Source organism: Zoogloea sp. (assembly GCF_028693495.1).
Lineage (GTDB): Bacteria > Pseudomonadota > Gammaproteobacteria > Burkholderiales > Rhodocyclaceae > Zoogloea.
Window position 1 is genome coordinate 1 of the sequence record NZ_JAQUVG010000048.1, and the last position, 23,977, is coordinate 23,977.

21 protein-coding genes, 1 tRNA gene and 1 pseudogene are annotated in these 23,977 nt (G+C 61.1%); 11 read left to right on the plus strand and 12 right to left on the minus strand.

What is annotated here, in order from left to right:
* The 5 genes and pseudogenes from PHD22_RS09490 to trxB form a co-directional block, all read right to left on the minus strand.
* Positions 1-317, minus strand: a pseudogene (locus tag PHD22_RS09490) (4Fe-4S binding protein); the annotation flags it as partial.
* Positions 318-435: 118 nt separating this feature from the next.
* Positions 436-1,239, minus strand: a complete 804-nt coding sequence (locus PHD22_RS09495; protein WP_299865568.1) for a type IV pili methyl-accepting chemotaxis transducer N-terminal domain-containing protein — start codon at positions 1,237-1,239, stop codon at positions 436-438.
* 115 nt (positions 1,240-1,354) lie between these two features.
* Entirely contained in the window at positions 1,355-3,298 is a 1,944-nt protein-coding gene (gene nosZ / locus PHD22_RS09500; RefSeq protein WP_299865571.1) for a TAT-dependent nitrous-oxide reductase, read from the minus strand.
* A 211-nt stretch (positions 3,299-3,509) separates the two neighbouring features.
* Positions 3,510-4,511, minus strand: coding sequence for a Smr/MutS family protein (locus PHD22_RS09505; protein WP_299865573.1), 1,002 nt, complete (start codon positions 4,509-4,511; stop codon positions 3,510-3,512).
* 87 nt (positions 4,512-4,598) lie between these two features.
* Positions 4,599-5,558, minus strand: coding sequence for a thioredoxin-disulfide reductase (gene trxB / locus PHD22_RS09510; RefSeq protein WP_299865576.1), 960 nt, complete (start codon positions 5,556-5,558; stop codon positions 4,599-4,601).
* A 222-nt stretch (positions 5,559-5,780) separates the two neighbouring features.
* Here trxB and PHD22_RS09515 point away from each other — a divergent pair, with 222 nt between their 5' ends.
* From PHD22_RS09515 to PHD22_RS09530, 4 genes are all read left to right on the plus strand, one after another.
* On the plus strand, positions 5,781-6,452 hold the full coding sequence (locus tag PHD22_RS09515; RefSeq protein WP_299865579.1) for a cyclic nucleotide-binding domain-containing protein: 672 nt from the start codon (positions 5,781-5,783) through the stop codon (positions 6,450-6,452).
* A 138-nt stretch (positions 6,453-6,590) separates the two neighbouring features.
* Positions 6,591-9,023 (plus strand): DNA translocase FtsK, encoded by a 2,433-nt coding sequence (locus tag PHD22_RS09520; protein WP_299865582.1) that lies wholly within the window; start codon positions 6,591-6,593, stop codon positions 9,021-9,023.
* Positions 9,020-9,637 (plus strand): outer membrane lipoprotein chaperone LolA, encoded by a 618-nt coding sequence (gene lolA / locus PHD22_RS09525; protein WP_299865585.1) that lies wholly within the window; start codon positions 9,020-9,022, stop codon positions 9,635-9,637. The genes PHD22_RS09520 and lolA overlap by 4 nt, the downstream gene beginning before the upstream one ends.
* A gap of 22 nt (positions 9,638-9,659) precedes the next feature.
* Positions 9,660-11,000, plus strand: a complete 1,341-nt coding sequence (locus PHD22_RS09530) for a replication-associated recombination protein A (RefSeq protein ID WP_299865588.1) — start codon at positions 9,660-9,662, stop codon at positions 10,998-11,000.
* Between the two features lie 2 nt (positions 11,001-11,002).
* Here PHD22_RS09530 and PHD22_RS09535 read toward each other — a convergent pair whose 3' ends face one another.
* Positions 11,003-11,272: a hypothetical protein gene (locus PHD22_RS09535; RefSeq protein ID WP_299865591.1), complete on the minus strand. Its 270-nt coding sequence runs from the start codon at positions 11,270-11,272 to the stop codon at positions 11,003-11,005.
* 260 nt (positions 11,273-11,532) lie between these two features.
* Here PHD22_RS09535 and serS point away from each other — a divergent pair, with 260 nt between their 5' ends.
* From serS to PHD22_RS09550, 3 genes are all read left to right on the plus strand, one after another.
* On the plus strand, positions 11,533-12,819 hold the full coding sequence (gene serS, locus PHD22_RS09540; protein WP_299865594.1) for a serine--tRNA ligase: 1,287 nt from the start codon (positions 11,533-11,535) through the stop codon (positions 12,817-12,819).
* Positions 12,820-12,919: 100 nt separating this feature from the next.
* Positions 12,920-13,282 carry a carboxymuconolactone decarboxylase family protein gene (locus tag PHD22_RS09545; RefSeq protein ID WP_299865597.1) on the plus strand — a complete coding sequence of 121 codons (363 nt, stop codon included), beginning with the start codon at positions 12,920-12,922 and terminating at the stop codon, positions 13,280-13,282.
* 67 nt (positions 13,283-13,349) lie between these two features.
* Positions 13,350-13,440, plus strand: a tRNA-Ser gene (locus PHD22_RS09550).
* Between the two features lie 214 nt (positions 13,441-13,654).
* On the opposite strand, the gene PHD22_RS09555 is transcribed toward PHD22_RS09550, so the two are convergent.
* From PHD22_RS09555 to PHD22_RS09570, 4 genes are read right to left on the minus strand one after another with little or no spacing between them, the layout of a single operon-like run.
* Positions 13,655-13,849, minus strand: coding sequence for a hypothetical protein (locus PHD22_RS09555; protein ID WP_299865598.1), 195 nt, complete (start codon positions 13,847-13,849; stop codon positions 13,655-13,657).
* The gene (locus PHD22_RS09560; RefSeq protein WP_299865602.1) at positions 13,849-14,268 is read right to left on the minus strand and encodes a hypothetical protein; all 420 of its coding nucleotides are present in this window, start codon (positions 14,266-14,268) and stop codon (positions 13,849-13,851) included. The genes PHD22_RS09555 and PHD22_RS09560 overlap by 1 nt, the downstream gene beginning before the upstream one ends.
* Entirely contained in the window at positions 14,249-15,001 is a 753-nt protein-coding gene (thyX, locus tag PHD22_RS09565) for an FAD-dependent thymidylate synthase (RefSeq protein ID WP_299865605.1), read from the minus strand. Before thyX ends, PHD22_RS09560 begins: the two co-directional genes overlap by 20 nt.
* Entirely contained in the window at positions 14,998-15,156 is a 159-nt protein-coding gene (locus PHD22_RS09570; RefSeq protein WP_299865608.1) for a hypothetical protein, read from the minus strand. The genes thyX and PHD22_RS09570 overlap by 4 nt, the downstream gene beginning before the upstream one ends.
* On the opposite strand from PHD22_RS09570, the gene PHD22_RS09575 reads away from it, so the two are divergent.
* Both PHD22_RS09575 and PHD22_RS09580 read left to right on the plus strand, forming a co-directional pair.
* The gene (locus PHD22_RS09575) at positions 15,157-19,392 is read left to right on the plus strand and encodes an NADAR family protein (RefSeq protein WP_299865611.1); all 4,236 of its coding nucleotides are present in this window, start codon (positions 15,157-15,159) and stop codon (positions 19,390-19,392) included.
* A complete protein-coding gene (locus tag PHD22_RS09580; RefSeq protein ID WP_299865613.1) occupies positions 19,368-20,453 on the plus strand; it encodes a hypothetical protein in 1,086 nt (361 codons plus the stop codon). The genes PHD22_RS09575 and PHD22_RS09580 overlap by 25 nt, the downstream gene beginning before the upstream one ends.
* Before the next feature lie 573 nt (positions 20,454-21,026).
* On the opposite strand, the gene PHD22_RS09585 is transcribed toward PHD22_RS09580, so the two are convergent.
* Positions 21,027-21,272, minus strand: coding sequence for a hypothetical protein (locus PHD22_RS09585; protein WP_299865616.1), 246 nt, complete (start codon positions 21,270-21,272; stop codon positions 21,027-21,029).
* Positions 21,273-21,316: 44 nt separating this feature from the next.
* On the opposite strand from PHD22_RS09585, the gene PHD22_RS09590 reads away from it, so the two are divergent.
* Complete coding sequence (locus PHD22_RS09590; protein ID WP_299865619.1) at positions 21,317-21,472, plus strand: hypothetical protein; 156 nt, start codon at positions 21,317-21,319, stop codon at positions 21,470-21,472.
* Positions 21,473-21,479: 7 nt separating this feature from the next.
* Here PHD22_RS09590 and PHD22_RS09595 read toward each other — a convergent pair whose 3' ends face one another.
* Complete coding sequence (locus PHD22_RS09595; RefSeq protein ID WP_299865622.1) at positions 21,480-21,635, minus strand: hypothetical protein; 156 nt, start codon at positions 21,633-21,635, stop codon at positions 21,480-21,482.
* 796 nt (positions 21,636-22,431) lie between these two features.
* On the opposite strand from PHD22_RS09595, the gene ltrA reads away from it, so the two are divergent.
* On the plus strand, positions 22,432-23,718 hold the full coding sequence (gene ltrA, locus PHD22_RS09600) for a group II intron reverse transcriptase/maturase (protein WP_299865625.1): 1,287 nt from the start codon (positions 22,432-22,434) through the stop codon (positions 23,716-23,718).
* The last annotated feature ends 259 nt before the right edge of the window (positions 23,719-23,977 follow it).

Here is a 23,977-nt window from a genome sequence, read left to right on the forward strand (position 1 = left end):
GGCTTGCCCGGGTAGGCGGGGATGTCGGTGATGTCGGTGGACAGCATCACGTAACCGATGAGCTTCTTCTGGCCGTCTGTGTCGGCGTATGCCTCGACGTAGGGAGGCTGGCCCTTGCGCTCCGAGAATGAGGTGGCACCGGGCATCACGTCCTTGCATGGCGCGTAGTCGCACATTTTGGGCGAGCTGGACAGCTCCGGCGGCAGCTTGACCTCGTAGGTGTCGGCGAGGCTGCTGCCTGCCAGCACAAGGCCGGTGAGCAGCGCTGCTGCGTGCCGGCACAGACGGCGCAGGGGGGTGAAGAGGGGGGGCTTCATGGGGACTCCGATGAATCAGCGTTTCGTGGAATTCTGATGCGGCCGGGGCACGGTGTCCTTAAGCTGGGTCAAGCACCAGGAATTGGCAGGGTGCCTTGGGGCGACACCCTGCCAGAGCTCAGGGGTGGGATGGGCCGAGCAGGCTGACGACGAGCTTCTCGGTGGCACCGAGAACCTGCTCGCTCATTTCCATCACCGCTGGGGCGTTCTTGCGCAACTCGCCCGGTGGGCCAGGCTTGCCGGCGGCCACGTCATAGTCGGACCAGGCCTGGTTCAAGGCTTCCACGACCCGGCGGGTTTCGGCCGGCAGCGCCTCGTTGCGGCGGATCCGGACGAGGTTGGCGGAGAACTCGCTGCGCGCGTAGCTCAGCTCCATCGTCGGGGCATTCGGGGTCATCAGGCCGCTGTCGCGGTAGAGGTAAAACATGCCGATGCGCTGGGACAGGAGGCGCATGCGGGCGGGCAGGGTGAGCCGGCGGGCGTCCTCGGAGCCGGTGCTGTTGATGGCCATCGCGAGATGCTGGGTGGCCGTCTGCAGGGCCTCGGTGTCGTCGTAGAGGGCCTTGGCGCCGGTGGCATCGGGTGTGGCGGTGAGGCGGGTGCGCACGGTGTTCCAGCGGGTTTCGACGGTGTTCAGCTGGGCACGGGTGGTTTCGTCGAGCCTGGCGGAGCGCAGGGCCGCCAGGTTCTGGTCGAGGCGGGAGACGGATTCGGCGAGCAGCCGGCGACCGGCCTCCGGGCTGATGCCCTGCTGCACCATCAGGTAGGCCTTGGTGGCGCGGGGGGCGAGCATCCGGCTCTGTTCGGCGAGGTCGGCGATGCGCTCATGGGGGGCGGAGGCATTGGCAAGCGCAGCGGGGCTGGTGCCCAGGATCAGCAGGCCTGCGGTCAGCGCTGCAGCGAGACTGGAGGTGAGGTGCATGGGGGAGGGCTCCGGGCGAAGGCCGCGGGACGCATGCGGCGGCTGAAAAAAACGGGGAGACGCGAGCGCCTCCCCCAATTGCTTCTTCATTTATCGACGTGTTGCAGGGTGCCGATTACTTCTCGACGATCATGCGGGTGCGCATTTCGAGGTGCAGTGCGTGGCAGAAGTGCGTGCAGTAGCACCAGTACACACCCGGCTTGTCGGCCTTGAAGGTGACCGACTTGGTTTCCTGGGGATTCACGATGAAGTTGATGTCGTACTTGGGGATCGCGAAGCCGTGGGTAAGGTCCTCCACCTTGTCGAGGTTGGTCAGGATGAGCGTGACCTCGTCGCCTTTCTTGAGCTTGAATTCACGCAGGCTGTAGGCCGGGGCCTGGGAGACCATCTTGACGGTGACCTTGTTACCGTTCCTGAAGACGCCGGAATCCTTGGCGTCCTTGATGGCATTGGGGAAATCATCCACATTGAAGACCTGCTTGGTCTTGACCTTCTCGCGCTTGACGATGATGAAGTCGTGGGGCTCCGGATAGACCGGATGGTCGGCGAGCATCGTCATCTTTTCGCTGCGGATGTCGATCAGCTGCTCGTTTTCCGGGTGCAGCGGGCCGACCGGCAGGAAGCGGTCCTTTGAGAATTTGCAGCCCACCGCCAGGAACTGGCCACCGGCTTCCTTGGTTTCGCCCATATCGGTGCTGATGTGACCCGGCTGGTAGTGCACGTCGATACGGTCCACCACGTACTTGATGTTCTTGTCACCGGCGTGGAACTTGATGGCGGCGTCCACGTTCCATTTGACGATCTGGCTGTCCAGGAACAGCGTGGTGAAGGCGTTGCCGCGGCCGTCGTAGGTGGTGTGCAGGGGGCCGAGGCCGATTTCAACTTCGGCGACAACGCTCTTGTTGAGGTCGTCGAGTTTGCCGTCGAGGAATTCCTCGACCTTGGCCAGGTCGATCACCGTGGCTGTGGGCGAGAGCTTGCCGGAGCAGATGAAGTACTTGCCGTCCGGACTGGCGTTTACGCCGTGGGGGTTCTTGGGCACTGGCACGTAGCAGGTGAGGGCAGTTTTCGGATCCTTGTTGGCTTCCCTGGTGCCATCCACGACCGGCACCTTGCTGTCGCCGATGGTCGTGAATTTGCCGTCCTTGATGGCCTGCTCGATGCGGCCCACATCGAAGAACACGCAGGCGTCCTTCTCGGCGGACATCATGTCCTCATACCTGGCGCCGCCTTCCACGTTGTACTGGTTGGCGGCGGCCAGACGGCCGTTGTAGGAGGTGGCGACGAGGTCCATGTTGCCGTCGACGCGGCACTGCCAGCGCACCTCCATGGTCTCGGCATCGACGCAGGTAAACAGCGTCTTGTACTTGGTCGGGTCGTCCACGTCGCGGCCGTCGTTGGGATGTGGGATGTGGAACTCGTTGCCGCAGAAGACGCGGGTGGTGTGGTTGATGGCAGGATCGATCGGGTCGCGCTTGTCCGGGAAGATGCCGTGGAAGCCCTGGATGTTCGGGATTTCAGTGATCTTGTCGCACTCGAAGATGTCGCCGCGGATCCGCGCAATGCGGCCGTGGATCTTGTCGTTCACCCAGAAGTACTTGCCGTCGTAGGTGCCGTCCACATACGAGCCGTGGATGTGGTGGGTGTCTCCGGTCATGTACTTCAGGCTGCCGTCGGCCTTGGTGCCGAGGATCGCCTTTGATTCGTTGGTGATGCCCCAGCCGCTCATGCAGTCCACATTGAAGGTCGGGACACGCTTGATCTCACGGCCAGAGGGCAGGCCGAGGACACGAACTTCGCCCGAGTGACCGCCGGACCAGACCCCGTAGTAGGTGTCGAGCTGGCCCGGTGCAGGGTGCAGGTTGAGTTCTCCGGTAGCACCATGGGCCGTGGCGGCAGGCGCAGCGGGGGCACCCGCAGGCCCGGCTTCCTGTTTGCAGGATGACAGGCCGACCGACAAGCCGGCCCCGGCGAGACCGGCCAGCGCCGCGGTGTTCAGGAACTTGCGACGACCCGGAACGAGGTTCTGGTCGTCGTGCTTGATGTCTGCATTGCTCATTATTACTCTCCCTTATCCCTGGGCCGAAAGCGTCTGCGCTGCCTTGTACGGTGGCGCTCCAAGACGAAGCAGGGGGGGCAGGTCGAGCTGCATCCCGTTGTCCCTGCGACAATCTGTCGCAGAGAACAATAATCGGATGTCTGGCCAAACAAATTGATCAAGGCTAAGAATCTTGCGCACTTTTCAGGTTTTGGCGCAGGAACCTGAGAAGTCAGGTCTTGGGTGAGCCGCCTGCCTGAAGCAGCACCAGCAGGGCGCCGTCACCGCCGTCATGGGGACGAGCCTGGCAGAAAGCCAGAATATCTTCCCGCTGGGCGAGCCAGCCCCGGGAGAGGTGCTTGAGTACCGGCATGCGGCCGGGTGAACCGTGCCCCTTGCCGTGGATCACCCGCAGGCAGCGTCGTCCCTGCTGCAGCGACAGCGCGATGAACTGAGCGAGGCTGGCGCGGGCTTCATCCCGGGTCAGGCCGTGGAGGTCCAGTTCTCCCTGGACCACCCAGCGTCCCCGGCGTAGGTCGGTGAGCACCCGGCGCGGCAGGCCTGTGCGCAGGTAGGCGGCTTCGTCGCCCATGTCGAGCCGGTCTTCGAAGGTGAGGGGCGCCTCGATGGCTTCCCTTAGCACGTCCTGTTCGTCTGCTTCGCGCTGGATGGGACGGGGGGGCGGCAGGGGTCGCCCTACTTCTACCCGGTTCTTGTCCTTGAGGGGGGCGACGGCGCCGGCCACATGACGGAACAGGGCAGCCGGATCGTTGAGATTGACGTCTTCAATGGTGGTTCCGGGGGGCTCCCACTGATCCAGTGCGTGCACCCGGGGATTGTTCCGCTGCTGCTGGCGGCTCAGGTCCACCCGGCCGAAGTCCTTGATGGGCGACACGTCGCCCAGGGCGGCCCGGAAAACCGCACCTGCATCATTCTCGTCGATGCGAGCCTGCCGGCGCGGGAGGTCCGGTTCGGGCTCGAAAACCTGGGGGCGGGGGACCGGTGTCGGCCGTGGCCGGGCAATCTCGGCCCGGTTACCGCCCTGGATGGGCTGGACTGGCCCCACCTGCTTGCGAAAGAGCGCGGTTTCGTCGGCCTCCTCGAGATCGGGCACCCGTGCCGGGACGTGCCGGCGGGGTTTGCCGGCGAGAGCCATCGCCACGCTCTTGGCGGGAACTTGCCGGCGAATCGCCTTGAGGGCATCGAGCCCGCTGTTGCGCTTGTCCTTGCCCATGGTTGATAGTGCTTTGAAGAAGGGAAAGTCTGAAAAGCAAACGGACCGGAAAGTTCCGGTCCGTCTGAAGGGCGATGGGCAGGAAAATCAGCCAGCCAGCCCGAGGCTGTCCAGGTAGCGTTCGGCATCGAGCGCCGCCATGCAGCCGGTGCCTGCACTGGTGACCGCCTGGCGGTAGATATGGTCCTGCACGTCTCCGGCCGCGAAGACGCCTGGCACGCTGGTCGCAGTGGCATTGCCGTGGCGACCTCCCTGGGTCACGATATAGCCCCCTTCCATTTCGAGCTGGCCTGCGAAGATGTCGGTGTTGGGCTTGTGACCGATGGCGATGAAGACACCCTTGAGGGCGATGTCGCGGGTTGCGCCGGTCTTGGTGCTCTTGATGCGCATGCCGGTGACGCCGGTCTGATCGCCCAGCACTTCGTCGAGAGTGGCGTCCAGGGCCAGCTCGATCTTGCCGGCGGCGACCTTTTCATGAACCTTGTCGATGAGGATGCGCTCGGCCTTGAACTTGTCGCGGCGATGCACCAGGGTGACCTTGCTGGCAATGTTGGCCAGGTAGAGGGCTTCCTCGACCGCGGTGTTGCCGCCGCCGACCACTGCCACCTCCTGGTTGCGGTAGAAGAAGCCGTCACAGGTAGCGCAGGCCGACACACCCTTGCCGGAGAAGGCTTCCTCGGAGGGCAGCCCGAGGTACTGGGCGCTGGCGCCGGTGGCGATGATCAGCGCGTCGCAGGTGTACTCGCCCGCATCACCCACCAGGCGGATCGGCTTTTCGGCCAGATGGGTGGTGTGGATGTGGTCGAAGATCATTTCGGTGTTGAAGCGCAGAGCGTGCTTCTCGAAGCGGGCCATCAGTTCGGGGCCCTGGACGCCGTCAGCGTCGGCGGGCCAGTTGTCCACCTCGGTGGTGGTCATCAGCTGGCCGCCCTGGGCGATGCCGGTGATGAGCACCGGGTTCAGGTTGGCGCGGGCCGCATACACGGCGGCGCTGTAGCCGGCGGGGCCGGAGCCGAGGATCAGCAGCTTGATGTGTCGAGTGGCCATTGATGCGTCTCTTTCTGGTAGTCAGTGGTGCAAGAAGAGACGGATTATACGGCGGGCAGTTCCCGGATTGGCAGGGCGCCCCTGGTCCGGACGGCGGGCCTGCAGAAAAATGCTCAGCGAATCGGATGTTCTGCAGTTTGCTTTATACTGGGATGCCCATCGTGCGTGATCGTCGCGCACCGGCATCGATATTGATTCTGTGTCCTATCCAGGAGAGGCCTTATGACCGTAACCAGCTCCGTGTCCACGATTGCCTTGCGGACCTTTCCGATCTTCCAGGGCCTGGGCGATGACCGGCTGGCGGCCGTAGCCCGTTGCGCGATGATGCGGCGGGTTCCGCGGGGTTCTGCCGTGGTCCATGAAGGGGACCGTACCGATTTTGTCTATTTTGTCCTGACCGGCAACCTGAAGGTGATGGTCAGTGATGAAGACGGTCGTGAAGTCATCCTCACCATTCTTGGACAGGGTGAAATGTTCGGCGAAATGGGTGTGCTTGATGACAGCCCCCGCTCCGCTTCCGTGGTGGCCGTTTCCCCCTCCGATCTGGTGACGATCTCCAAGACCGATTTCAAGCGCCTGATGCAGGAGAACTTCGAGCTGTCCTGGCACGTGATGTGCAACCTGACCCGTCGCCTGCGGGACGCCGACCGGAAGATCGAAAGCCTGGCCCTGATGGATGTCTATGGCCGGGTGGCCCGCCTGCTGCTCGAGATGTCCGAGGAGGTGGATGGGGTCAAGGTCGTCCGCAAGAAGATTTCGAAACAGGATATTGCCAAGATGATTGGTGCATCCAGGGAAATGGTCAGCCGGGTCATGAAAGATCTGGGACTGCGTGGCCTGATTGAGGAAACCGACGGCGGCGTGATCCTGCGGGAAAAGATCTACGACTTGTGAAAAATCCGGAAATCCTTTCTGCAGCCCGTTACCCGGGTTGAAGAGGGGATGGCCGGAAACACTGGTCTATAATGCCAAGCGCGGCCCACTGCCGCGCTTTTGCTTTTACGTGCCGCCCGCAACACCGCAACGCCACTCATGTCTAATCTTCCCTCTACCCGGCCAGAGCCCCTGCCGGAAAAGATCGCCAGCCTTCTCCAGGAAGCCCGATGGTTGCTTCGCGGAGTGCTGGCCCTGTATTTTGCAATGATCCTGTTCGGGTACTCCAGGACCGATCCGGGCTGGTCCCATGCGGTCCAGGTGGAGTTGGTCGCCAATCCCGGCGGGCGTTTCGGGGCTTGGCTCTCGGATCTCCTGCTCTACCTGTTTGGTCTTTCCGCCTGGTGGTGGGTTGTTTTCCTGGGTTTTGGGCTGGCCATTGGTTTCCGGCGCCTGCAGAAGGTTTTCGGGGCCGACCGGCGCTCCTTTGCGGTGGTTTTTGTAGGGTTCGTCGTTCTCCTGCTGGCCAGCAGCGGCCTTGAAGCGATGCGTTTTCATTCGCTCAGGGCCACGCTTCCCCTCGAGCCCGGCGGCTTGATTGGTCTCGAACTCGGGGAGCTGGTGCTGCAGTACCTGGGTTTTACCGGCGGTACCTTGTTGTTCCTGGGCTTGATGGCAGGAGGTTTGAGCCTTTTTTCCGGGGTCAGCTGGGTGGAGGCGTCCGAGGCGCTGGGCATTGCGCTTGAGAAAGCGTGGCTGCTCCTGTCCCGCGGGGTGCATTCCTGGCAGCTCCGCAGGGGCGAGCACGAGGGGGATCCGAAGCGTGGGGAGAGGGGCGAGACCCGGCGTCGGCAAGAGGAGGAGGCTCCCTCGTCGCCGGTGCGTATCGAGCCGGCCATTGCCGGGCTTGAAAGGCCCCTCAGGAACGAACCCGAGACAGCCGCTCCGCTTGACCCCCCTGATCCGGCTGCCCCCCTGCCGGTTGCGCCTCCCCGGTCCGCTCGACCCGAGCCGGAGCCCGAGAAGCCTGTGCGGACGGAGGTGGAGAAGCCTGTACGGATTGAACGGGCTCATCAGGCCCACCTCTTCACCCCTGCGGATCTGTCTGCCGGGCCCTTGCCCCCCTTGACCCTGCTGGACGAGCCTTCCCATGACGTGGAACCGCCCTCCACCGAAGTCCTGGAATTCACCTCTCGCCTGATTGAGCGCAAGCTCGCGGATTTTGGCGTTGAGGTGATGGTGCTGGCGGCCTATCCCGGCCCGGTGATCACCCGTTTTGAAATCGAACCGGCCGTGGGCGTGAAGGGGAGCCAGGTGATGAACCTGGTCAAGGATCTGGCGCGAGCCCTGTCGGTGGTGAGCATCCGTGTCGTCGAGACCGTACCCGGCAAGACCTGCATGGCTCTGGAATTACCCAATCCCAAGCGCCAGACGGTACGCCTCTCCGAGATCCTCGGTTCGAAGGCCTACCATGACATGCACTCCCCGCTGACGGTGGCTTTGGGGAAGGATATCAGCGGTCAGCCGGTGGTGGCCGACATTGCCAAGACTCCCCATCTGCTGGTGGCCGGCACCACGGGTTCGGGCAAGTCGGTAGGCATCAATGCGATGATCCTGTCCCTGCTCTACAAGTCCGAGCCGACGGATGTGCGCCTGATTCTGGTAGATCCGAAGATGCTTGAATTGTCCATCTACGAGGGCATACCCCATCTGCTGGCGCCGGTAGTGACGGACATGAAGCATGCAGGCAACGCCCTCAACTGGTGCGTCGCCGAGATGGAGAAGCGCTACAAGCTGATGTCCGTCGTGGGCGTGCGCAATCTGGCCGGCTACAACAAGGCGGTGGCCGAAGCGGTCAGGGCCGGGGCACCGCTCAAGAATCCCTTCTCGATCACGCCCGATGCGCCCGAGCCCCTCGAGAAGCTGCCTTACATCGTGGTGATCATCGACGAGCTGGCTGACCTGATGATGGTGGTGGGCAAGAAGGTCGAGGAATTGATCGCCCGTCTCGCCCAGAAGGCCCGGGCCGCAGGCATTCACCTGATTCTGGCGACCCAGCGCCCCAGTGTGGATGTGATCACTGGCCTCATCAAGGCCAACATCCCGACCCGCATGGCTTTTCAGGTCTCGAGCAAGATCGACTCCCGCACGATTCTCGACCAGATGGGTGCTGAGACCCTGCTGGGGATGGGCGACATGCTGTACCTGGCGCCGGGTACCGGCCTTCCGACCCGGGTGCACGGAGCTTTCGTGGCCGACGAAGAAGTGCATAAGGTGGTGGAGTTCCTCAAGTCCACCGGTGAGCCCGACTACATCGAAGGCATCCTCACCCCCTCGGAAGAAGAGGGCGGAGATCTGCTGGGAGGAGGAGAGGGCGGCGAGGGCAGTGAGGCCGACCCCTTGTACGATCAGGCAGTCGAGGTGGTCATCAAGACCCGTCGTCCGTCCATCTCCCTGGTGCAGCGGCACCTGCGGATTGGTTACAACCGGGCAGCCCGCCTGATCGAACAGATGGAGCGCTCCGGCCTGGTGACGCCGATGGGTGCCAATGGAAACCGGGAAGTGGTTGCGCCGGCCCGGGAAGGAGAATGATGATTCGCAGATCCGCCGTCCTGCTGGCCCTGTTGCTGGCATCTGGCATTGCCCGGGCTGATGGCCTGACCCAGTTGAAGCAGTTCATGGACGGCACCCGCACGGCCCGGGGCAGTTTCGCCCAGCAGGTCTTTTCCAAATCCGGACGCAAGCCCCAGCAAGCAAGTGGCACCTTTGCCTTTGCGCGGCCTGGCAAGTTCCGGTGGACCTATGACAAGCCGTACGCCCAGCTCCTGGTAGGAGATGGCAGTACCCTGTGGGCTTACGATCAGGAGCTCAATCAGGTCACCACCAAGAAGCTTGGCCAGGCCCTCGGGAGTACGCCGGCAGCTATCCTGGCTGGGGACAACGCCCTGGACAGGAATTTCGTGCTGAAGGATGCCGGCGCGGCGGATGGCCTCGAATGGGTTGAAGCGGTCCCCAAGGCGGATGACAGCAGCTTCGAGCGGATCCGCCTGGGCTTCTCGGGAGGGCAACTCCGGTCCATGGTGCTGTTCGACAACTTTGGCCAGACCACTGCACTCCAGTTTGTCCAGATCGAACGCAATCCTGCCCTTGACAGTGCCCAGTTCCGTTTCGTGCCGCCCAAGGGGGCTGATGTGGTGGGTGACTGAGTTTCCTTCCCCGCGTGTGCCCATGAGCGATCTTTTCGATGCCATCGAACCGCCCCGCCAGCCCCTGGCCGAGGCCATGCGTCCCCAGCACATCGATCAGGTGATAGGCCAGAGGCATCTGCTCGGTCCCGGCAAGCCTTTGGCTCTGGCCTTCCGGTCCGGCAAGCTTCATTCGATGATTTTGTGGGGGCCGCCGGGGGTGGGCAAAACAACCCTGGCACGCCTGATGGCCAGGGCCTTCGATGCAGAATTCATTTCCCTGTCGGCGGTGTTTTCGGGAGTCAAGGACATCCGCGAGGCCATTGCCCGGGCAGAAGTGGACCGTGCCCGGGGGCGTCACACGATCCTTTTCGTAGACGAGGTTCATCGCTTCAACAAGGCGCAGCAGGATGCCTTCCTGCCTTATGTGGAGCAGGGGTTGGTGACTTTGGTCGGAGCGACCACCGAGAATCCGTCCTTCGAGGTGAATTCAGCCCTGTTGTCGCGGGCGACGGTCTATGTGCTGGAGTCCCTGACTCAGGCAGAGCTGGTTGAGTTGTTTGAACGAGCCCGTGCTCATGCCTGTCCGGAACTGGTCTTCGAGGAGGACGCCCGGGATCGAATCACCGGATTTGCCGATGGGGATGCCCGCAAGTTGCTCAATCTGCTGGAGCAGGTTCAGACCGCAGCCGCTACTGCCGGGGTCAATCCGGTGACGCCGGCCTTCATCGAGGATGCCTTGTCCCGCAACCTGAGGCGTTTCGACAAGGGTGGCGAGGCTTTCTATGATCAAATCTCGGCCCTCCACAAGTCGGTGCGGGGGTCTGACCCGGATGCCGCTCTCTACTGGCTGTGCCGGATGCTGGACGGAGGTGCGGATCCCCTTTACCTGGGGCGGCGCCTGGTGCGGATGGCCGTCGAGGATGTGGGTCTGGCGGACCCCCGGGCCCTGGAGCTATGCCTGAATGGCTGCACCACCTACGAACGACTGGGTTCGCCGGAAGGAGAACTGGCCCTGGCCCAGGCGGTGGTTTTCCTCGCCTGCGCGGCCAAATCGAACGCAGTGTACAAGGCGTATAATGCTGCGCGCCAGTTTGTGAAGCAGGATGGGTCCAGGCCTGTTCCCATTCATCTGCGTAACGCTCCCACGAAGCTCATGAAGCAGATGGGCTACGGCAGGACTTACCGTTACGCCCATGATGAACCAGAAGGTTATGCAGCTGGAGAAAACTACCTGCCCGAGGGCATGTCTGCACCCGGATGGTATGAGCCTGTGGGCCGGGGCCTGGAAGTCAGAATTGCTGAAAAGCTGGCGCGCCTGCGCGAGCTTGACCAGGAGTACCAGGCAAAAAACTCCGGTCAGACCCGCGCAGGGCAGGGGTAGAACTAGTGAATCTGGGTAAGAGGGTGGGCCGCAACAAAGCGCGCGCAGGCATCCCGGAAACGGCGAGCCTTGTCCTCGTCGCCCCTTTGCTCAGCTTCATCGACCAGGTCGAGCATGAACTGGGTGAGAAGCAGGGTTCCTTCCTTGGTTTGAACAAGTCCGCAGGCAATCTGGGCGGCGGCCACATCCGGTATGTCGTGGTGTTCTGCAATGATCGCCACGTCTTCGTCGGTGAGGTCACAGTAGTCCAGGCAGTCACGCATGGATAGCATCGGGATTCTCCTTCGGTGGTCTCATGGGAATAACGCCGTCTGAGGGCGTCTTGCTTTAAATATTGACGTGTGAGTTTGTTAAAGCAAGAAAAGTTTCGTCTGTCCGACGCTATTAAATTCTTGATTTCTATTGAATCGTGAATATATTGCGAAGCAAGTATGTTGCGCTGCAATATAACTGAAAAGCCTCAGGAGTGCAGAGCAATTTTCGCGCCGGGGCATAATCGAACAGTTTGTTTTTTATTGGATGAAGGATTGTCATGCTTGATGTGCAACTGCTGCGCAGCCGACTGGATTTTGTTGCGGAGCGTCTCGCAACCCGGGGTATGAGCCTCGACGTGGCAGCCTTCCAGGCGCTTGAAGATGAGCGCAAGGAGCGTCAGACCCGTACCCAGGATCTCCAGGCCCGGCGCAACGCCCTGTCCAAGCAGGTTGGGCAGCTCAAATCCAAGGGAGAAGACACCACCGCGGTGCTGGCTGAAGTGGCCGGTCTCGGTGATGAGCTGAAGGCCAACGAGGTGGCTCTGGCCGATCTCCTTGAGCGCTTCAACGCCTTTGTCGCCGGCTTGCCCAATCTGCCCCACGAAAGCGTGCCTGTAGGCAAGTCCGAGGAGGACAATGTGGAGGTCCGGCGCTGGGGCACTTTGCCCAGCTTCGATTTCCAGGTGCGGGACCACGTGGAGATCGGGGCACGGCTGGGCGGACTGGATTTCGAGACTGCGGTTAAGATCTCGGGGGCCCGTTTCACCTTGATGAAGGGGGGACTCGCCCGTCTGCACCGGGCCTTGGCCCAGTTCATGCTGGACACCCACACAGGGGAGCATGGCTACACCGAGCTTTATGCCCCTTACCTGGTTAACGCCGACAGCATGTATGGCACTGGCCAGCTGCCCAAGTTTGAGGAAGAGCTGTTTTCGGTGCCCAAGGCCGATGGCAGCAAGTTTTATCTGATCCCCACTGCGGAGGTGCCGGTTACCAACATCGTCCGTGGCGAGATTGTCCCTGCGGAGCAGCTTCCCCTGAAATTCGTCTGTCACACGCCGTGTTTCCGCTCCGAGGCGGGCAGTTATGGCAAGGACACCCGGGGCATGATCCGCCAGCACCAGTTCGACAAGGTCGAGCTCGTCCGGATCGAACGGCCAGAGAATGCCTGGGAGGCTCTGGAGGAGCTGACCGGCCATGCGGAAACCATCCTGCAGAAGCTGGGGCTGCCTTACCGCAAGATTGTCCTGTGCTCGGGCGATATGGGTTTTGGGTCGGCCAAGACCTACGATCTGGAGGTGTGGCTGCCTGCCCAGAATACCTACAGGGAAATTTCCTCCTGCTCCTGCTTCGAGAGTTTTCAGGCTCGCCGGATGCAGGCGCGCTTCAAGAATGCCCAGGGCAAGAACGAGACTCTGGCCACCCTCAACGGTTCGGGCCTGGCGGTGGGGAGGACTCTGGTGGCGGTACTCGAGAACTATCAGCAGGCCGATGGTTCAGTGCACATCCCGGAGGTCCTGCGCCCTTACATGGGTGGTCTGATGGTGCTCGAGCCTGTTCTCTGAACGGCTCCATCACGGCGTGAGAGAAACCGGGCTGACCCCGGTTTTCCTTCACGCCAAAAAAGAGTAAATTAGAAAATTATAATTTACCGGAGCAGCGAGTATGAGCAGTAAATCCTTTGTCCAGATCACCGGTGACCTCAGCAAGGGTCTCAAGGCGCTTCATGCAGAAATTCCCGGCACCATGAAGGGTTTTTCGGCCATGGCCAAAGAGTCCATGCAGGAAGGCTCCCTCAGCGCACTCCAGAAGGAGCTGATTGCGCTGGCCATTGGTGTCTCTGCCCGCTGTGATGGTTGTATCGGATTTCACGTCAAGGCGCTGATCCGTCTCGGTGTTACCCGGGAGCAGTTGATGGAGACCCTGGGCATTTGCACTTACATGGGGGGCGGGCCGAGCCTGATGTATGCCGCCGAGGCGGTACGGGCGTACGATGAATTTACCGAAGCAGCCAAGCCCATGGAATAACTGGTATTTTCGGAAAATTGCTATATAATTGATGGCTTCGATCACCGGCAGGTGAGCATCAAAGCCTGGAGAGATGGCAGAGTGGTCGAATGCGCCGGACTCGAAATCCGGTATGCGGTTATACCGCATCGAGGGTTCGAATCCCTCTCTCTCCGCCAGGAATCAATGACTTGGGCCACTTTCGGGTGGCCCAAGTCACGTCAGGCAACTGTGAAAGTGCCAAATAAACCTCGACTCTTTCGCACTCTTTCGCGTTGATTTGAAACGAATCTTAAAAAAGTTTTTGGCACGCTCCTGCGTGTAGACACCACCAGAGTCCGAACCCTGTAAGAGTCGAACCGGCACCAAAACCAAAAGCGATGTGCTTGATCATCAGTCGATCACCTGGAGCATCACCCCGTTAAACTTCGGAGGCCCGTCGCTCGGCTCAAGCACAAGGCACCCAGATTCGACCTCAGCCTTGAGCTTGTCGAAGCTCGACTTTGTGATTCGAATTTCTTCAGGCTTGACCCTGCGGCTTTTCTGTTCCCAAGCGATGAGGTTGAGCAGCTCAGATGTGACGGTCATCAATACGCCTTTCCACCGGGCTTGAGCCTGTTCTCGATCTTGTGGTCCTCACGCCGGGCGTTGTAGGCCATCTTGGCTGCCAACGCCGATCCAAGGTCCAGGCCAAGAGCTCCTGCCAAGTCAAAAATGCGGATACACGCATCAGCAAGCTCGACGGTGACTGCCGGAAACTCGGGCAGCTTGTCGTCTTGCAGCCCTTTGCGGTGACCCTCCATCGCCTCACTGACCTCGCTGTGGATGAGGCACAACTTCTCGGCAACTAGAGCTTTGCCAAGTCGAGTCCCTTCACAAGCCTGCCGGCGAAGATCGATGTCGGTTTTTAAGTCATGCCACCAGCCGGCGTTAAGGGATGCTGAGTGGCACACTTCGACCAACAGGTCGACGGATTCAGTGAGTTCGTTACGAAGCAGGTTGCTCATTTTGCACCTCTTTTTCGTTGCTTGTCAGTGCCGGCCAGCTCACTGGGAACAATGGGCGGACGATGTTGGCGATCTGCTGTGCCACCTCGGAGGTCTCGGCCTGGGCATGGGGGTCGAGCCGTTGCTTACACACCCGGGCGAAGAACATCAGCGAACCAGTCCAGATCCACTCGGTCATGGTGTTCTGCGGTAGGATCATGCGGGCCTGCTCGGGGGCGACGCCGCACTTGAGAAGCTCGTTGTAAATCTCAAGTGCGAGATTTACAGTTTGCTTTGCGCTGTCATTGGCGTAGACGTTGTGCTGAACCACCCCACTCGACCCCTGCTTGGCCCCGTCGGTCGGTCGGCCGCGCCACACCTCGGGGAAGTAGAACTCAGGTTCTCTGTCCACGTAGCGCCGGCTCACTTCGTTCCACACGCCGCCAACTTGGTGCTTGACCAGCTGTCGTGCCACGAAGATCGGTGCCTTGATGCGCAGCTGGATGCTGGTGTGGGCGAACGGTGACCAGTGGTTGTGCTTGGCGAGGTAATGGATGAGCTTAGTGTCTGCCTTGGATAACGCACGCGGGTTATGCCAAAACGTGGCCTCGGGGTCACAGGGATCAGGCGTGAGAGCCGCTTCGCTGTACGCCCAGTCGCTCATCTTGTCGAAGCTGACCCTGGCCGCGTTGACGACCGAGAGGTCCGAACCCATATGGTCGACGTGGTCGACCTTGATCGGTGTGATCTTCATACCTCGACCACCTCCTTGGCCGGCGCGCGCAGATGTTCGAACATGGCCTTGGCCTCGGCGTCAGTGCCGTAAGCAATGACCAACAGGGCCTGGACCTGCTTGGGGACGGAGCGGTCGTTTTCGTAGCGGCTGCCGCCGGACTGGGTGACGAACACTTGCTGCCAGAACTGCGACTGGTTGATGCCGAGTTCACCGATCGCGGCCCGGCTGACCCCGACGTCTTCGCCGCCAAGCGCGAGAGCGCGCGTCGGCAAGGCAAGGAGTTCTTTGTGGGCACCACGCCCGGGAAAAAGGTCGGTGGGCATGGCCGCGACGACACGAGGGCCACGACACCCAGCATGCTTGGGAACATGACCGAGCGGCAAGCCCTTCATCGCCAGCTGCTGAACGAGGAAGGGGGAGCCAAGGCCGAGGCTATCAAGGAGGAAGCGCGGATGAACATCGGCATCCTCGCCGACATCTGGCTCAAGCAGGGTATCGACGAGCGCATCGTCAGCGAGGTGAGCCAGAACGTGGCGCCTGCTCAGCGAGAAGCGGCTGTGGCCATCATGAGCTGGGTGGCCAGGGGCTTCAAAGGCGCTGACGGTGAGGTGCTCGTGCCGGAGAGCCTCATCAAGAGCTACGGCAAGGATGCGCCGAAGCTGATCGATAACGCCTACACGCTTGCAGCCAAGCAAGGTCTCATCGACACGACTTCGACAGATGACGCGCATCAGCATGTCATGAAAGAGGTTACGGCCCTCACGGATAGGTACGGCACTGACGCCGACGTCGTGTTCGACGCGATGACACCGATTGCTCAGGCCAAGTTCACCGAGGCGCTCAGCTCCAACTCCAGGAAGGAGTATTTGTCGAAGATCGAGCCCATCGCCAAGGCTCTTCGCACCATCGCCAACGGCGGTGAGATCAGCAAGGCTCAAGACGAAGCCCTCGACAGCTGGTTCGGCCCTCGCAAGAACGAAGTGCTCGATCACTTCTACGAAGAGAAGACCCAGCCGAAGCAAGGCGTCGACGACGGTCAGGATGATGAAGAGGTAATCTCCGGCCTTGCCGAAGACAACGCCTTCGCCCAGCGTGAGGAGCAGGGCCTGTCCGAGTCGACTGAGCACGGCTTCACCAAGGTCAAGGAGGAGAGCTACTACCAGCACCGCGACAAGGGGGCTAAAGAGGCCGGGGAATACTTCGACCTCACCAACGAAGAGCACCGTGTCGCCCTTGACGAGCTGAAGGCTGGGCGTGTTCGCGCCGCCAAGGAAGAGGGTGACGAGCCGTCGCTGCGCACAATCTCGACCGTGGGCTTCGTCGACCGTGAGATCGAGAAGCGTCAGCACCAGAAGGCCGTCGATCAGGCGGGTAAGCGCAAGGCCGTGCGTGAGTACGCCCGCAGCCTGGGCAAGGACGAGGGGGGCCTGAGCAGTGAGGAGCTGACCTTCGCCAAGTCGCTGCCGGCTGCGGAGCTCACCCCGTCCGAGCGCAGGGCCGCAGAGGCTGAGTCGAAGGCACTGCACCCCAACGAGATCGGAAAGATCCGGCGCGAGATCGCCGAGCGTGAGCTGGGGATGAAGGCGCCGAAGGCGCCGGGCAAGGACGCCAGCGAGTTCCAGCGGAAGTTCCACGAGATGGATCTCAGGGATCACGACCGCGCGGTGGACAGCGCCCTGGCCAAGCTCAACAAGGATCGCGTGGCGGTTCGCGTCACCAAGAGCGAGATGCCCAACGACCTGGGCTTCACCCGGCAGGACGTGACCGACCTCCAGATGAAGTCGCTGGACCTGAGCAGATTCAACGCGCTTGTCGACAGGGGTGTGCTGGTCTTCGACAACGGGTCGAAGTCGGGCAACTACTACGCCACCACGGCGCGCAAGATCATCTCCCTGGTGGTCAGAAAAGCCGGTGACGCCGGGTTCACCGGCTCATTCAACGAGCCGGGCAACCTCGTGCGCCTGTACCGCATGCTGCAGGATGGCGTGACCTCCATCATGGAGGTGCGCGGCTTCACCCGCGTCGGCTACATCGACAAGACGGCACCGAGCAGGAAGGACGTCAAGCCTGTATGGATGAAGGCGGGCAAGGGTAACCAGAACTTCCCCGACGTGCTGCCGCTTACCGCCAAGATGAAGGTTGGGGATGCACGCGCCCAGCAGAAAGCATACGACGCCGAGCAGGAGCGTCAGTCTGTCGTCGAGCGGGCCATCCTGCAGAGCAGCGGCAAGGCCATGCAGTTCCTGATGGCAAAGCGCCTGCGCAGCTTCATGCTGAGCGACAAAGACTACGCCCGCCTGGGTAAGGGCGACAGCAAAGCGAAGGCGAACCACGACGTGGCCAGCAAGGCGCTCGCCGACTTCCACGACGCAGGTGACGAGGCTGTGCTGAAGCAGGCCCTCAAGGCGATCACCGGCAGCGGTGAGCTTCACTACACCCCGCGCGAAGCCGGCATGATGCTGCAGCTGGCACGTCACATGCTGACCCCGAAGCAGGTGAGCTACCTGCGCGGCCTGAAGAACGACCTCGGTCGCAAGCCCTCTGACAACCGCTTCATCACCGCGCGCGATGCGACCCTCAAGTTCTTCGACAAGGACCAGCGCTTCGAGGGCCTGAAGAAGGGCACAGAAGATGCGGTCGACTGGCGCGAGCGTGCTCTGTCGGCCATCAACTGGAAGCTCAACACCGCCAAGCGGGCCGAGGCTGCAGCCTCTGTGTTCAACGAGACGGGTAACCTCGACGACGTCACCGATGCTCTGTACCACATCACCGGCGACGAGCAGTACAACAAAACAACGACCCCGAGCGAGAACAGCCGTGGTGTTGGCCCGGACGACGACATCCAGAAGTGGGGCACGCTGCGCGACGACCCGGCCAAGGCCGTCGGCACGAAAGGCACGGCTATCCACCGCAACGAGCGTGGCATGGCCAAGGGTGACGACGACTACGCGACAGGCATGATGGCCGGAGCGGGTGACTCGACACGCCTCGCCAAGGACTCTGTCACCGGAGTGCGTGAGGTGAAGACTGGGGTACAAGGAAGGTCTGAGCCCGCGGCTGCGACCGTGAAGGCCGAGACGCCCCGAGTGGACTTTGTGACGGCCACCCTGCGGCTTGGTGAAGCGGAGGTACAGCGCGACGCCGACGGCACCGAGAGTTTCGTGCGACCCATTAAGGCTGACGGCGTCGAAGTGGGTCGCATTGCCTACACGAAGAAAGGTGGGGTGCTCACTGAGATCAACGCGCTTGACCTCAACGCGGCAGCGTCGGCGCCCGAGAACGGCATCGACTACCGTGTTGTCGAGCGCCTGCTCAAGGGGCAGAATGGCGACGTTCAAGTTCATGGGATCACCGATGAAACAAGAGGATTCTGGAGTGACTTTGGCGCTGATGCCAACGGAGTTATCGCCCCGAGAAGCGTGGTTGCGCGACAAGCTGGGGAATCGCGCCCAGTACGTGTCGCAGCTGTCAGCAAGAGATCGGAGGCGGCAGCTGCAGGAACTGGGGTGGCCCCCGGGGTACGACCCGTTCAGGGAGGGGATTCTGTAGCACCCGTCCGCTCCATGCCGATGAACTTCGCCGACGGCACCGTGTATGGTGGGATCACACACGCGATGCGGCCGGAGTTCAAGGGCAAGAGCACAATCGACCTGATCCAGAGCGGGGATCGCAAGGCCACCACTCGCGCAACCAATCCAGAGGTGTCAGTTGGCCAAGAGCTCGACATGACCGGCAAGGATGGCACGAAGGTTCGCGTGCGCGTCACCAAGGCGCCGTATCAGCTCAAGCTGTTTGGTGACGTGCGAGATCAGGCGAACGCCGAGAAGTGGTCGAAGCTCGAAGGTTGGAGCCCGGAGGTTTTCGCGCACTACGCCGAAAAAGGGGCGTGGCAGTTCCAGTATGAACGGGTGAGGGTGAATGGTGAGGCCGAACGAACGGATTCTGTAAACATCTGGCACGCGACAGGTGAAAACGCAGAACTCAGCAACCTTGCTGCACGGCCTGTCGAGCTCAACGGCCGTCGGTACTTGTCGGTCGAACATGCGTACCAGAGCTGGAAGTCGGGCGCATTTGACCAACAGACCTACGACAAATACACGTCGGCTGGGGTAAAGATCGCCGGCAACAAAGGCACCAAGACGGAAGGCAACTGGAACATCAAGCTCATGGAACGCATCATGCAGCGCTCCTTCGAGCAGAACCAGAGCGCTCGTGAGGCCCTGCTGGCCACGGGGAATGCGAGACTCACACACACCCAGGACAAGGGCGTGTGGGCCAAGGAGTTCCCGCGCATCCTGATGGAGATCCGAGACTCGTTACTCAAGAGGTCTAAGACTAAAGCCGACGTCCTAGTCACTGAGCATCCAGCGAGTGGGTATCGAGAGTGCACCCAGCATACAAAGCGGTGATGGCCATGGAGGGCACGCTTGGCGCCGACATCAGCGACAACGTGCGGGCGCTCAACAGCTGGATGGTGACCTACCAGAACTTCCGCCTGCTCTCGACGACGCTGTTCATCTCCTTCGCTGACGTGGTCGGTCTGGTGGTGAACGGCGGCGAGCTGGGTGACGCATGGGAAGCCTTCACGACCGGCGTCAAAGAAGTGAAGCTGGGCTGGTCCAACAAGAAGAGTGACGACACTAAGGCCAAACGGGCGGAGATGTGGGGCACGGTCGACGCAGGCAGCATGATGGATGCCCTGGGCCAGACTTACGGCAGCGTGTTCCTCACTGGTACGGCGCGGCGCATGAGTGACAGCCTCTTCAAGTGGAACGGCATGGAGGCCTGGAACCGGGCCATGCGTATCACGGCCACAAGTGTGGCTGAGCGCGTCATCAAGCAGTACCACTCGGAGGGCTTCGACGCGGCTGACCCCGCGGCGGTGGCCCGCTTCGAGGAGCTGTTCGGCAAGGGGTTCGACCCGAAGGCGATCAAGATGGGTGCCGACGGGGGGCTAGACATGAACGACCCCAAGAACCAAGCGGCGGTCTCGAAGTGGGTGAACGGGGCGATCCTGCGCCCCAACGCGGCTCAGCGGACGATCTGGGGCAGTGACCCGCACTACCAGATTCTCTGGCACATGAAGCAGTTCACCTACACCTTCCAGAACGTGATTCTGGCCAAGGCGGTGGGGCAGGCAAAGCTGGGCAACTACCGGCCTGCGCTGGCAGCGATGGCCGGCTACGTGCCAGTGATCATTGCCGCTGACGCCATCAAGGAGCTGCTCATCCCGGGCGACGAGCCTGGGTGGATGAAGAGTGGGCTGGCCGGCATGCTGCAGCACGGCGTGGATAGGGCGGGGCTCCTGGGTATCGGGCAGATGGGCTATGACGCCTTCGCCACGGACTTCGGTGTGGGGCTAACCGGCCCGGCGGTGAGTCAGGTGCTGCACGCACCGTTCGACGACCCGTCCAGGACGGCGCTGCGGGCTCTACCGTTCGGAAACTTGGCAGGACGAATGGCTAACTGAGGAGGTTTATGTGCTCCGTCATATGTTCCAAAGTTCCGAAATTTTGGGCGTTTGACGGGGCGCAACACAGTTGTGGGCTATTCGCAACCGGATTACATTGTAATGGCCGGCTCTCACGTTTTGGAACTTTGGAACAGCCACTTTTGTAAGTGGCTGTTTTTACTATATATTTTTGTTCCGAAATTTAATATATAGGTTAGCTATAGCACTTCAAAATCGTCTCACACATCACTTCTCTTCCTGTAACTGAAGTTTTTAGGATTGGAACGGAACAAACCATTTTCAGAAGTTGGGGTTTTTCACCATTTTATGTTAAACAGATAAAACACGTTTACCCCTCTCCCGTCGACGCGGTAAAACTGGTATCCAATACCTCCGCATGTCTCACATCGGGCGCTCTCGACTCGGTCAGGTGCGATGTACGAAGGGTTGTTGCAAACACCTTCGCCGGTCAACCTGTCCCATTATTGAAAACCGTCAACGTCGCAGTCCTGACATTTGCGCCATTGGATCTTGCCTTTGCAAAGGTCTTGCAGCTCTTCGGCATCCATTGTTGTACTGACTCTCATTTGGTCACCCGATGCTGAAATTCAGTTTTTTATGCAAGCTGAGATTATTGATGTGGTCGGCAACACGGACCCTCATCTCGGCAAGATCCGACGAGTTTTGCCACACACCGTCGAGATGTGACTTTACCCATTGGATGTACCTGTACTTGATACCCTCCCAACCACCGTCGCCGTTTGAGTACACGCAGTAAGTCACCCATGTTGGGGTCTGCCAGAGGTTTTCCTCATTGCAGTGCAGGTTGATGCCCATTATTCGTTACCTCCTTCGTTTCGTTGTTTTTGGGCGATTAAGCCATGCAGATCAGCCGCTACTTCAAGCACAGGGACACCCGACTTTCTGGCAATCTCGCCGATGATGACTGTGAGGCATTCAAGGACGAACAGCGGGTCACCGTAAGACTTGACACTGCCGACGATCTCATCGCCCTTCTCGGCAAGGAAAACCTCTAGGCATCGATTACGCACCGGAACCCACCTCGTCCATCATCTGGACCAGGGCTTCGTTCACGCTGTCTCGGTAGAGGTCCATGATCTCGTTGCGGCCCCAGCCGGTTTTAGCCTGAAGTTTGGCGTGAAAAATGTCTTGGATTTTCAGAAGCAGTTTTCTGTTCATTGTTGTCTCCTAATGGGCGCCGCCGGCCCGGCTTTTTCCTGAAGCCCCTGCTCCTTTCAAAGGTTGGGACGGCCGACGGCAGTGGGCGGTCTATTAAGCTCTAACGACAGAGCGTGTGAGAGTAGAAATACTATTTGGCAAGGCGGTTTATTTTTGGCAATGTGATCTCGTCAGAGGGCGGAAACCCGCATCCAGCAAGCCTTTCGAGAGATAGGTGTAACGGTTCAAACGGACTCGAAATCCGGTATGCGGTTATACCGCATCGAGGGTTCGAATCCCTCTCTCTCCGCCAGGAAACTCAGAAAAGCCCTTGATTTTAAAGAGCTTTTTTTGTGCGCCCAGCATGGGCGCACTCCTGCGGGTGTAAGTCCCGCCGTAAGTTGATCACAGCGAACGAAGTGAAGCGCAACTGCGTGAGGGCGACCGATCGTGGGAAGGAAGCGTGGAGCATAAGCTGCGAGCCGATGGACAAGAATCGGATAGAAGGCGCTGCCGAGCAGGGCGATCGGGCGTGAAACCGCGAAGCTCTCGTGATCAAGGCGAAGTGGCGTACATCCGGCGGTTGTGCAGCGAAGGAGTGCGTTCTTACCTGGGGAGATCTCGCCTTGTGCCTGAAAGGGCGACGGTGATGAACCGGAGCGAGAAGTCAGCCGCGGCCGTAGTAGCTGCCGGTATGGGGTGAAGGGCCAAACGAGTAGGAGAGCCGAAGGCCGTGTCGCTCGGACGTGCAGTGCATCAGAAGCCCGCGTCTGCGGGGCGTATCGCAGGAGGGCGAGGTGAAGCCGAGCCTGAAGGGATGCGTGATGAAACACGGATGGCGCGGGGCGAAACTGGAAGCTCAGGGCGAGACGACCTGCTTGCACAGGCGCTCGCGAAAGCGAACATGGAGGCGGCGTGGAAACGCGTCAAATCCAATCGCGGCAGTGCTGGGGTGGATGGGTTGTCGATCGCCGATACGGCGGACTACCTGAGAGCGCACTGGCCCAGGATTCGGGAATCCTTGCTCGATGGCAGCTATCGGCCTTTGCCGGTGCGCCGCGTCCAGATCCCGAAGCCCGATGGGGGGGTGCGCGAACTGGGGATTCCGACGGTGACGGATCGGCTGATCCAGCAAGCCCTGCTGCAAGTCTTGCAGCGCAGGATTGATCCGACGTTCTCGGAACACAGCTACGGCTTTCGTCCGGGACGCCGTGCGCACGACGCGTTGCTCGATGCACAGCGCTACGTGCAGGACGGCTACCGGGTGGTGGTCGATGTGGATCTGGAGAGGTTCTTCGACCGGGTCAATCACGACATCCTGATGGAACGCCTGGCGAGGCGAATCGACGACAAGGCCGTGCTACGGCTGATCCGTCGTTTCCTCGTGGCTGGGGTCATGGATAGCGGGGTGGTCATGGCGCGCTACGAGGGGACGCCGCAAGGCGGGCCGCTATCGCCGCTGCTGGCCAATGTGCTGCTCGACGAGGTGGATCGGGAACTGGAGCGACGGGGCCACCGTTTCGTTCGTTATGCCGATGACTGCAATGTGTACGTGCGCAGTCAAAAGGCGGGCGAACGGGTGCTGGATGGGCTGCGCAAGCTCTACGACCGACTCCATCTGAAGGTGAACGACGCCAAGACGGCCGTCGCACCGGCCTCACGCCGCAAGTTCCTGGGCTATGCCTTCTGGTACGGCCCCGGCGGACAGGTCAAGTGCAGGGTGGCCGACAAGGCGCTCAGGACCTTCAAACAACGCATCCGGCAATTCACGCGTCGCTCGGGCGGGCGCAGCCTGTCCGAGATCGCCGAACGGCTGCGGGCCTACATGCCGGGCTGGAAGGCGTACTTCCAACTCGCGCAGACACCCAAGGTGTTCCGTACACTGGACGAGTGGATAAGACACCGGCTGCGTGCGGTGCAGCTCAAGCAGTGGCGTCGGGGCACGACGATGTATCGGGAGTTGAAAGCGAGGGGCGCCTCGGAAGAGGATGCCCGCAAGGTGGCGTCGAACAGTCGGTGCTGGTGGCGTAACAGCCGCATGCGATTGAACCGCGCGCTGCCGATCGCCTACTTCGACCGACTCGGCGTGCCTCGGCTTTCATAACCTCAACTACTCGAACCGCCCGGTGCGGACCCGCATGCCGGGTGGTGTGGGAGGGGAACGGTCAGGTAAGCTGGCCGCCCCTATCCCGATTCGCCAGTGTGCCATCTGGTATGCCATGGCATGCTGGCTTCGGTTGATCGTCGTTGGACGGGGCTGGATGAAGTGCTGATCCTGTGCCCATGGCTGTTTAGGGCGCGGGCCTGTTCCGGCGTAATCTGACGGCCTTACCTCGCGAAGGGGGGGCTGGGTGACCCGGTTC